The sequence below is a fragment of the Lysobacter sp. 22409 genome (assembly GCF_052045105.1).
Taxonomy (GTDB): Bacteria; Pseudomonadota; Gammaproteobacteria; order Xanthomonadales; family Xanthomonadaceae; genus Lysobacter; species Lysobacter antibioticus_B.
The window spans coordinates 26,148-35,786 of sequence record NZ_JBQEOE010000001.1 but is presented as its reverse complement, the minus strand read 5'-3'; the positions used below and the strand labels follow the sequence as shown (position 1 = coordinate 35,786).

General features: G+C 66.6%; 9 protein-coding genes. 5 read left to right on the top strand and 4 right to left on the bottom strand.

Features of this window, described 5'->3' with window-relative positions; genetic code table 11:
- Positions 1-533 precede the first annotated feature (533 nt).
- Positions 534-1,310 carry a TorF family putative porin gene (locus ACTJJK_RS00160; RefSeq protein ID WP_440729156.1) on the bottom strand — a complete coding sequence of 259 codons (777 nt, stop codon included), beginning with the start codon at positions 1,308-1,310 and terminating at the stop codon, positions 534-536.
- A 294-nt stretch (positions 1,311-1,604) separates the two neighbouring features.
- On the opposite strand from ACTJJK_RS00160, the gene ACTJJK_RS00155 reads away from it, so the two are divergent.
- From ACTJJK_RS00155 to ACTJJK_RS00140, 4 genes are all read left to right on the top strand, one after another.
- Positions 1,605-2,750: a polyamine ABC transporter substrate-binding protein gene (locus ACTJJK_RS00155; protein ID WP_440729155.1), complete on the top strand. Its 1,146-nt coding sequence runs from the start codon at positions 1,605-1,607 to the stop codon at positions 2,748-2,750.
- A 4-nt stretch (positions 2,751-2,754) separates the two neighbouring features.
- Positions 2,755-3,912, top strand: a complete 1,158-nt coding sequence (locus ACTJJK_RS00150) for an ABC transporter ATP-binding protein (RefSeq protein ID WP_440729154.1) — start codon at positions 2,755-2,757, stop codon at positions 3,910-3,912.
- A 256-nt stretch (positions 3,913-4,168) separates the two neighbouring features.
- The gene (locus ACTJJK_RS00145; RefSeq protein WP_223620238.1) at positions 4,169-5,026 is read left to right on the top strand and encodes an ABC transporter permease subunit; all 858 of its coding nucleotides are present in this window, start codon (positions 4,169-4,171) and stop codon (positions 5,024-5,026) included.
- A 26-nt stretch (positions 5,027-5,052) separates the two neighbouring features.
- Positions 5,053-5,838 (top strand): ABC transporter permease subunit, encoded by a 786-nt coding sequence (locus tag ACTJJK_RS00140; protein ID WP_031372311.1) that lies wholly within the window; start codon positions 5,053-5,055, stop codon positions 5,836-5,838.
- Between the two features lie 576 nt (positions 5,839-6,414).
- Here ACTJJK_RS00140 and ACTJJK_RS00135 read toward each other — a convergent pair.
- Positions 6,415-7,155, bottom strand: coding sequence for a SapC family protein (locus ACTJJK_RS00135; RefSeq protein ID WP_440729153.1), 741 nt, complete (start codon positions 7,153-7,155; stop codon positions 6,415-6,417).
- Between the two features lie 350 nt (positions 7,156-7,505).
- Here ACTJJK_RS00135 and ACTJJK_RS00130 point away from each other — a divergent pair, with 350 nt between their 5' ends.
- Positions 7,506-7,718: a hypothetical protein gene (locus ACTJJK_RS00130; RefSeq protein ID WP_031372309.1), complete on the top strand. Its 213-nt coding sequence runs from the start codon at positions 7,506-7,508 to the stop codon at positions 7,716-7,718.
- 42 nt (positions 7,719-7,760) lie between these two features.
- Here ACTJJK_RS00130 and crcB read toward each other — a convergent pair whose 3' ends face one another.
- Entirely contained in the window at positions 7,761-8,147 is a 387-nt protein-coding gene (gene crcB / locus ACTJJK_RS00125; RefSeq protein ID WP_440729152.1) for a fluoride efflux transporter CrcB, read from the bottom strand.
- 141 nt (positions 8,148-8,288) lie between these two features.
- Positions 8,289-9,587, bottom strand: a complete 1,299-nt coding sequence (locus ACTJJK_RS00120; protein ID WP_223620236.1) for a replication-associated recombination protein A — start codon at positions 9,585-9,587, stop codon at positions 8,289-8,291.
- Positions 9,588-9,639: the final 52 nt, after the last annotated feature.

Here is a 9,639-nt window from a genome sequence, read left to right as displayed (position 1 = left end):
CGGGACATCCCTGTCCCGATGAAAAACGGCCCGCATCCATGCGGGCCGCCCTCCGGGTCTTCTATTGCCTTCGCGAGGCTCAGGCTGCGCACAGCAAAAGCAACAGCAATGGCAAGACTGCTTTGGAGTAGGAGCGGCGCGAGCCGCGACCTCTTTTATGCGGCGACGCAGGCCCGGAATTGCCCTGGTCGCGGCTTGCGCCGCTCCTACCCTCGGAGCACGAGCATCAGCCGTTGTCGTTGCTGTGCGCCGCTCCGAACTCGCGAAGGCCATAGAAGACCCGGAGGGCGGCCTGCATGGATGCAGGCCGTTTTTCATCGGGACAGGGATGTCCCGTATGAAAAATCCCTGCGTATGCATCGATCGTGCGGGCCTGTGATTCAAAGCAAAAGCACTTTTCTTTGGTGACTTTCTTTTGTTGCTTTAGACAAAAGAAAGTTACCCGCCGCTTTAGTGGCGGAAGCTCTTGGCGTTTGATCCTGATCTTGACCTTGACCCTAGAAAAACGATCCCCCGCGATCGTCCGTGGCCCCCTAAAACTTCCACCCCACCACCAAACTCACCCGCCCATCCGCCAACTTCCCATCGTCGAGCGCCTCCGACAACTCCGCCCCATAACTGGAGGTATCGGTGTACTGCAACTCCGCCTGCACCGGCCCGAACTCCCGCGTCAGCGCCAGCAGGTAATCGTTGTAGCTGTCGCCTGCGGCGTCTTCGAGGTCGTAATGACCGATCTGAGCCTTCAACCCGAAGCCGCTCTCGCCGAGCGGCCATTCGCCGCCGGCGTTCCAGTAGTACCCCTTGCCGCCCAGGCCGAAAATGTCCGGCGAATACGCCAGGCCGACGTGGTAATGCTCGGCGAAACTCAGGGTGCCTTCGAGCTCGGTGTAGTCGTAGTCGAAGCCCGAGCGAGCGCCAGGATACGCGGCCCGCATCAGCGCCACGTCCAGTTCCAGACCGGGCCGCAATTCGCCGGCCCAGCCGAGGTAGCCGTCGAGTTCGTAGTCGATGCCGTCGTCCTCTTCGCCGGCGGCGGTGAAGTCGATGCTCGAAGCCCACAAGCCCGCATAGAAGCCGCTGCGATGTTCAAGCTCGATCTCGGCCTGCAGCGCCGGGTCTTCCTGGGTCTGGGACACGCCGCGCCAGATGTAGTCGCTGAGCGCGCTCACGCCGCCGTGCAGGGCCCAGGCCGGCGGTTCGGAGGCCGTGGCGTCCTGTGCGGCGGCGGGCAGCGGCGACAGCACAGCCAGACCCAAGGCCAACAGGATCGCGCTCGGTGCGCAGCGACGAAGGTGCGGGCGATCGGACATGCGGGTCTCTCCAGGCGGGCTGCCGGCGACGATAGCGCAGTCGGCCTGCCCTCACCCGAACTCTCTGCGCCCTCCCCCCAACCCCACCCCGGCCAGAACGCATAGCGCCTTGGCGTTCGTGAGCTCGCAAGCCGCGCTCGCTCACCCCGTCAACGGGAGAGGAGCTAAAGCCATCCGAGGCGGGCCGGCGATCGGGTCCTTCGCGTGAAGGCCGGCGCAAAGGGCTGTCTTACATTGACACCGCCCGAGCGCCCTCCGAACATCCCCGCCATCGCACCTGTTTTGGAGAACACCGTGATCCTGCGCCTCGCCCCGCTCGCCTGCGCCCTGATGCTCGTCGCCTGCGGCGGCAAACAGCCCGACCAGGCCGCGCCCGCCGCGCCGGCCGGCGCCGAGGAGAAGGTGCTCAACGTCTACAACTGGTCCGACTACGTCGCCGACGACACCATCAAGAACTTCGAGGCGGCGACCGGCATCAAGGTCAACTACGACGTCTACGATGCCAACGAAACCCTGGAGAGCAAGCTCACCGCGGGCGCATCGGGCTACGACGTGGTGTTTCCGTCGGCGCGTCCGTTCGCCCAACGTCAGGTCAAGAGCGGGCTGTATGCAGCGCTCGACAAGAGCAAGTTGAGCCACTGGAAGCACCTCGACCCGCAGTTGCTGCAGAACCTGGACGGCATCGACCCGGGCAACGCGCATCTGGTGCCGTACATGTGGGGCACGACCGGGCTCGGCGTCAACGTCGACAAGGTTCAGGCCGCGCTCGGCCCCGGCGCCGCACTCGATACGTGGTCGCTGTTGTTCGATCCCGCCAACGCCGCCAAGCTCGCCAAGTGCGGCATCACCGTGCTCGACGACGACCAGGAAGCCTTCGGCGCGGCACTGATCTGGCGCGGACGCGATCCCAACGCCGGCACCGCCGACGAGATCGAGGTGGTCAAGAAGGTCTACGAGGCGATCCGGCCCTACGTGCGCACCTTCAACAACGCCGAGTACAAGGATGCCTTCGCCAACGGCGACGCCTGCCTGGTGATGGGCTATTCCGGCGACATCGCCCAGGCCAGCACCGACGCTTTCGATGCCGCCGCCAAGGCCGGCAAGCCGGCGCCGAACCTGCGCTTCGTGCTGCCCAAGGAAGGCGCGATCCGCTGGGTCGACGTGATCGCGGTACCGAAAGACAGCAAACACTCGGGCAACGCCCACGCCTTCATCGATTACCTGCTCGATCCGAAGGTCGCCGCGGCGATCAGCAACCACGTCGCCTACGCCAGCGCCAACAAGGACGCGTTGCCATTGGTCGACCCGGCCATCGCCCAGGACCCTGGCGTGTATCCGCCGGCGGAGGTGCGGACCAAACTGATCGACCCCAAGTCCCTGCCCGAAGACGTGCAACGCCAGCGCGTACGCGCCTGGACCCGCATCAAGAGCGGGCACTGAGCGCGTGAGCGTCCCCGCCCGCAGCGCCGTGCTCGAACCCTGGCGCGACCCGTCCGCACAGCCGTTCGTGCGCATCGAAGGCGTGACCAAGACCTACGGCAAGGTCTACGCCTGCGACGACATCTCGCTGGACGTATACCGCGGCGAGTTCTTCGCCCTGCTCGGCGGCTCGGGCTCGGGCAAGAGCAGCCTGCTGCGCGTGCTCGCCGGCTTCGAGACACCGGACCGCGGCCGCGTGCTGATCGACGGCGTCGACGTCACCGACCTGCCGCCGTACCAGCGCCCGGTCAACATGATGTTCCAGAGCTATGCCCTGTTCCCGCACATGAGCGTGGCCCAGAACATCGCCTTCGGCCTCAAGCAGAGCCTGCCCGGCGAAGCCCGCCTCGGCGCCGGCGAGATCCGCGACCGCGTGCAGGCGATGCTGGAGCTGGTGCGCATGCCGCAGCTCGGCAACCGCAAGCCCGACCAACTCTCCGGCGGCCAGCGCCAGCGCGTCGCCCTGGCCCGCGCGCTCGCCAAGCAACCCAAGCTGTTGTTGCTCGACGAACCGCTGGGCGCGCTCGACAAAAAACTGCGCGAACACACCCAGTTCGAGTTGGTCAGCATCCAGGAACGGGTCGGCACCACCTTCATCATGGTCACCCACGACCAGGAAGAGGCGATGACGATGTCGTCGCGGATCGCGGTCATGGACACCGGCCGCATCGTCCAGGTGTCGACGCCCGCGGTGTTGTACGAATACCCGGCGACCCGCTTCGTCGCCGAGTTCATCGGCGGCATCAATCTGCTCGACGGACGCGTGCTCGGCCATGACGACGGCGGTCTGCTGCGCGTGCATTGCGACGGGGTCGGCGGCGAACTGCTCGCACGCCATCCCGATCCGCTGCCCGAAGGCACCGCGGTCGGCATCGCGGTGCGCCCGGAGAAAATCGACGTCCACGAAACCCGCCCCGAAGGCCTGGACAACGCCGTGGTCGGCAAGGTCCGCGACATCGCCTACCTCGGCGACGTCTCGATCTATCACGTCCAGACCGAGGCCGGCGCGACCTTGCGCGTGCAGGAAACCCACGTCGCGCGCAGCTCCGAGCCGCATTACGACTGGGACGACAGCCTGTGGCTGTCGTGGGATGCGAGCAGCGCGGTGGTGCTGACGTCGTGAAGGCTGACCTCGTGAAGGCTGACCTCGTGAAGCATGGCCTCGTGAGCGGCGGACTCGTGCATCGCCGGCTCATGCGTGCCGGAACGGTCTGCGCGGCCGTGCTGGGGATGCGCCCATGAGTGGGATGGAGCAAAAGCGGGACTTGGGGGGCTGGGGTTTCTGGGCGGATGTCGTTCAGAACCTCTTCGGTTGGTTCCGCGCGGTTGGCGACGAGTTTCGCAGCCGCCGCGGCCGCCTGCTGGTAACCGCTGTGCCGATGCTGTGGATGGCGCTGTTCTTCCTGGTGCCGTTCCTGATCGTGCTCAAGATCAGCTTCGCCCAGGGCCTGTTCGGCCAGGTGCCGCCGTACACCCCGCTGATCGAGACCGGTGCCGACGGCGCCACTTCGCTGCGCCTGCATGCCTCCAACTACACCGCGTTGCTGTCGGACCCGCTGTATATCGCCGCGTATCTGAAATCGCTGCTGTTCGCCTCGGTGTCGACCCTGTTCTGCCTGCTGTTGGGCTATCCCATCGCCTACGGCATCGCCCGCGCACCGCGGGTGCTGCGCCTGTTGCTGTTGGTGCTGGTGATCCTGCCGTTCTGGACCAGCTCGCTGCTGCGCACCTATGCCCTGATCGGCCTGCTGCGCGCCAACGGCCTGATCAGCCAGGCCCTGGCCTGGACCGGCCTGATTGAGCCCGGCGAGGCGGTGCTGCACACCGACCTGGCGGTCTATATCGGCATCACCTACAACTACCTGCCCTTCATGATCCTGCCGCTCGCCGCGACCCTGGTGCGGCTCGACTTCACCCTGCTCGAAGCCGCCGCCGACCTCGGCGCGAAACCCTGGCAGGCCTTCGCGCGCGTGACCCTGCCGCTGTCGATCCCCGGCATCATCGCCGGCACCTTGCTGGTGTTCATCCCGGCGGTCGGCGAGTTCGTGATCCCCGACGTGCTCGGCGGCCCCGACGCGCTGACCATCGGCCGCGTGCTGTGGACCGAGTTCTTCACCAACCGCGACTGGCCGCTGTCGGCGGCGATCGCCATCGCCATGCTGTTGCTGATCGTGCTGCCGACCCTGCTGTTCGAGTATGTCGAGAACCGTCGCGTGGCGCGCGAGGCCCGCTCGTGAGGCGGCGCCCGTTCACTCTGTACACGATGATGGCGCTGGGCTACGCCTTCCTGTACCTGCCGATCGTCTCGGTGATCGTGTTCTCCTTCAGCGGCTCCGAACGCGCCACCACCTGGGGCGGGTTCTCGCTGCAGTGGTACGGCGCGCTGATGCGCAACGAGCAGATCCTGGAGGCGGTGCAGCGCAGCCTGACCATCGCCGCGATCTCGGCCACCGCCGCGGTCGCGCTCGGCACCGCGAGCGGGCTGGCGCTGTCGCGCTTCGGCCGTTTCCCGGGCCGCGGCATCCTCAGCCTGATGAACTCGGCGCCGATGGTGATGCCCGACGTCATGCTCGGCCTGTCCTCGTTGCTGCTGTTCGTCGGCGTGCAGCAGTTGTTCGGCTGGCCCGAACGCGGCATGACCACGATCACCCTCGCCCACATTACCCTGACCGCCTGCTACGTCACCGTGGTGGTGCGCTCGCGCATGACCTCGATGGACGCGAGCCTGGAAGAAGCGGCGATGGACCTGGGCGCGAAGCCGTGGCGGGTGTTCTTCGTCATCACCCTGCCCCTGATCGCCCCGGCCCTGCTCGCCGGCTGGCTGCTCGCCTTCACCCTGTCGCTGGACGACCTGGTCATCGCCAGCTTCACCTCCGGTCCGGGCTCGACCACCCTGCCGATGCTGGTCTATTCCAAGGTCAAGATCGGCGTGACCCCGGAGATCAATGCGTTGACCACGATCATCGTGCTGTTGGTGGCGATCGGGGTCAGCGTGGCGGGTGTGTTGATGCATCGGCGCGAACGCAAGTTGGCACGGTTGCGCGATTGAGGCGCATGCGCGACAGCTCGGCAAGGTCGTGTGTCCTGACCGTTGCCGTTGCCGTTGCCGTTGCCGTTGCCGTTGCCGTTGCCGTTGCCGTTGCCATGAAGAGCTTGGCGCAGTACCGAACTCGCGAGAACACTTGGAGACCCGGAGGGCGGCGCACAGGACGTGCGCCGTTTTTCGATAAGACAGGGACGTCTTATCGAAAAATCCCGGCGCAAGCTGCGTACTCGCACGGGAGCTTCGTCAAGGAAAGCCCTTTTCTTTGGTTACCTTTCTTTTGGGCCAGCAAAAGAAAGTAACCCGGCCGCGTAGCGGACGGAAGCTCTGCTCTTGGTCGAGGGATTTGCCCTCTTGCTCGAGGGACACGCCGGAGGCCGCGAAAACGTGGTCGCGACTTGCGTCGCTCCTACCCTGGACTCCAGTCGGAAGCGACGCGAGATCAGAGCGTCGTGGCCGCCGGTTTAAAGAGTAGGAGCGGCGCGAGCCGCGACCGCGTCGTGTCGGCTTCGCGGCGTATCGCTCAAGCAAGGTCCAGATCTAGATCAAACGCCAAAAGCTTCCGCCACTAAAGCGGTCGGCTCAGCTCGTCGCCGGGGCGGCCTTGCTCTGCGCTTCTTGCGCCAAGGCCGAAAGCCGGTCGAGGTTCTGCATCGAAGTCAGATGGGTATAGATCAGCCCAAGCGCGCCGGTACGCAGCAGTTCCGGGATCAGCGCGTCGCCGAGCTTGAACAAACGCTCTTCCGACACGACGTAGACGCCGCCGAGTTCGCGCTGCGGTTCGCCTTCGCCGCCGAAACGGATCACCCGCTGCTCCAGCAGGTCGAGTTCCTTGAGCTTGGCGGTGAACGCGGCGGTGCGCCGGAACTCTTCGTGGTAATTCGACATGAAGCCCATCGCCCGCGCCAGGCTCTCGGTGTCCTCGCCGTTCTCCTGGAACAGCGGCTCGCCCTCTTCTTCCGACAGACCGTCGTAGCCCATGTCGATGCAGACCGTCATCGTATTGTTGGCGCGGTCTTCGGTGAGGATGAAGGGATACTGGCGCAGGAACGCCGGCACGTAGCCGCGCTTCCAGCGCGCGTCTTCGCCGACGTAGAGGTTCTCTTCGTTGCGCAGGCCGACCATGATCGCCGGCAGGAAATCGCCGCTTTCGAGCTTGGCGAACACGATGGCGTATTCGCAGGCGGCCTGCAGGAACTCGACCGTGGTCAACGGCACCGAGTTGAGACCCGCGGCGAAACGGGCGTTGTGCGAGGACGAACGCAGACGCAGGCGGCGATGGGTGTGGCGGTTCAGCGGCACGACTTTGTCGTAGATCAGCATGGAAGTCCCGAATCTGTGGTGTGCCCGCCGACCCGGCGGGTGCGGCGACGATGCCGCATCGCCAGGACAGTTACAACGGGGCCGGCCACTCCCGACGGCGCCTCCCGGCCACCGGCTGCCGCCTTCGCCACAGGGCCGCCCGGCACCGGCCGAAAGCAACTTTCAGGTGCACCAGTGCCTGTCAAAGCTGTCATCACGTCCGATCCCATATCGTGACTGCCGGCACATACAAGCCATACGTGCCGGGTGCTGAGAGGGGAAGTGCTTTGTTCAAGGTGTCATTGCGGGAACACGCTCTGCTGAGCGTTCTAGTGGGGTTGCAACGCGGGGTGCAACCGGAAACCAGTCACATGAAGCATGCATTGATCGAGGATGGGCTGGCCCTGAGCCACGACGGCCGCCTGATCTTGTCGAATGCCGGCATGACCTTGTTGCAGGCGCTGCAGCACATGGTCTGGGCCGAGGTCGAATCCCTGCAGCAGGTCCTGGCCAACAAGGTCGCCGCGCCGAGCGACGACGTGCTGCGCATGTCGCGTCGTCCGGTCCCGCCGTCCATCGAGTAATTGCGGGCGGCCGCTCAGCCGACGCGGCTCGGCCGGCGCCGCTCAGCCAGCACGACCCCAGGCCTGCACGCTGGCGATGCCAGCCACGGTCATCGCGAACGAGCCCAGCATGTGCAACGCAGCCACGCCGAAGGCCCAGCCGAACTGCTCGCGCCCCAGCAAGTGCACGACTTCGGCCGAGAAGGTCGAGAAGGTGGTCAGCCCGCCGAGCAGGCCGGTGATGACGAACAAGCGCCACTCCGGCGCGATCGCGGGGTGTTGCGAGAACCAGGCCACGGCCAGGCCGATGCCGTAGCCGCCGATCAGGTTCGCCGCCAGGGTGCCCAAGGGCAGGCTGGCATGGCTCGGATTGAGCCACAGGCCCAGGCCCCAGCGCACCCACGCACCGATCGCGGCGCCGAGGCCGATTGCGAAGAACGAAGCCAACACCGTATGCGATCTCCCGTTATGCGCCGGCCTGTAGCGGCCTGCCCGCTGCCATCTGACACGCTCCCGTCTGACCGTCCGACCCGTCGCGGCCGGCCTGAACGGCCGCCGCGTTCGAGTATGTCCTCGCCAGCCGCCCTCGCCTCAGCCGCCCTCGCCTTCGCCCTGCCCGTCGCCCTCGCCGCGCGCCTGCGAACGCAGCGCGCGCAGGCGCGCGAGTTTCTCGCCGAGCTTGATCTCCAGACCGCGCGCGACCGGCTCGTAATACACCCGTTCGCCCATCGCCTCGGGAAAGCCGGTCTGGTCGAGGGCGATGCCGCCGTCCGCGTCGTGGTCGTACTGATAGCCCTTGGCGTAGCCCAGGCGTTCCATCAGCTTGGTCGGCGCATTGCGCAGGTGCATCGGCACGTCCTGGGTGCCGTACTGGCCGACATCGCTCTTGGCCGCGTTGAAGGCCGCATAGGCCGCATTCGATTTGGCCGTGCTCGCCAGGTAGATCACCACCTGGGCCAGGGCCAGGTCGCCTTCCGGGCTGCCGAGCCGGTCGTAGGTGTCCCAGGCGTCGACCGCCATCTGCTGGGCGCGCGGATCGGCCAGGCCGATGTCTTCGACCGCCATGCGCACGATCCGGCGCGCCAGATAATGCGGATCGCAGCCACCGTCGAGCATGCGCGCGAACCAGTACAGCGCCGCATCCGGGTTGGAGCTGCGCACGGATTTGTGCAGCGCCGAGATCTGGTCGTAGAACTGGTCGCCGCCCTTGTCGAAGCGGCGCGTGCGGTCGGCCAGCACCTGGGCCAGGGTCGCCTCGGTGATCAGGCCGTCTTCGTCCTGCGACAGCTCGGCGGCGATCTCCAGCAGGGTCAGGGCGCGGCGTACGTCGCCGTCGGCGGCGGTGGCGATCTGCAGCAGCAGTTCGTCGCCGACCTGGATCGACTGCCCGCCCAGGCCGCGCTCCTCGTCCTCGAGCGCGCGGCGCAGGGTCTGGCGGATGTCCTCGGGCGAGACCGACTCCATCACGTGCACGCGGCAGCGCGACAACAAGGCCGAATTGAGCTCGAACGACGGGTTTTCGGTGGTGGCGCCGACGAACAGGATGGTGCCGCGCTCGATGTGCGGCAGGAACGCATCCTGCTGGTTCTTGTTGAAACGATGCACCTCGTCGACGAACAGCACGGTGCGGCGGCCGTCGGCGAACCGGTGGGCGGCCTCGGCCAGCACCTGGCGCACTTCCGGCAAGCCCGACAGCACCGCCGAGATCGCCTTGAACTCGGCATCGGCGTAGCGCGCCAGCAGCAGCGCCAGGGTGGTCTTGCCGCAGCCCGGCGGCCCCCACAGGATCATCGAGTGCACCCGCCCGGACTCGACCGCGCGGCGCAGCGCCGAACCCGGCGCGAGCAGGCGGCGCTGACCGACCATCTCGTCGAGCGCGCGCGGACGCATGCGTTCGGCGAGCGGGCGCAGGCCGTCGCGATCCACGCTCAACAGGTCGCGA

Bases quoted from the DNA above. Each gene is read 5' to 3' on its own strand.
- ACTJJK_RS00160 (WP_440729156.1), bottom strand. From the start codon at position 1,310: ATGTCCGATCGCCCGCACCTTCGTCGCTGCGCACCGAGCGCGATCCTG.
- ACTJJK_RS00145 (WP_223620238.1), top strand. From the start codon at position 4,169: ATGCTGTGGATGGCGCTGTTCTTCCTGGTGCCGTTCCTGATCGTGCTC.
- ACTJJK_RS00140 (WP_031372311.1), top strand. From the start codon at position 5,053: ATGATGGCGCTGGGCTACGCCTTCCTGTACCTGCCGATCGTCTCGGTG.
- ACTJJK_RS00135 (WP_440729153.1), bottom strand. From the start codon at position 7,155: ATGCTGATCTACGACAAAGTCGTGCCGCTGAACCGCCACACCCATCGC.
- ACTJJK_RS00130 (WP_031372309.1), top strand. From the start codon at position 7,506: ATGAAGCATGCATTGATCGAGGATGGGCTGGCCCTGAGCCACGACGGC.
- ACTJJK_RS00120 (WP_223620236.1), bottom strand. From the start codon at position 9,587: ATGCGTCCGCGCGCGCTCGACGAGATGGTCGGTCAGCGCCGCCTGCTC.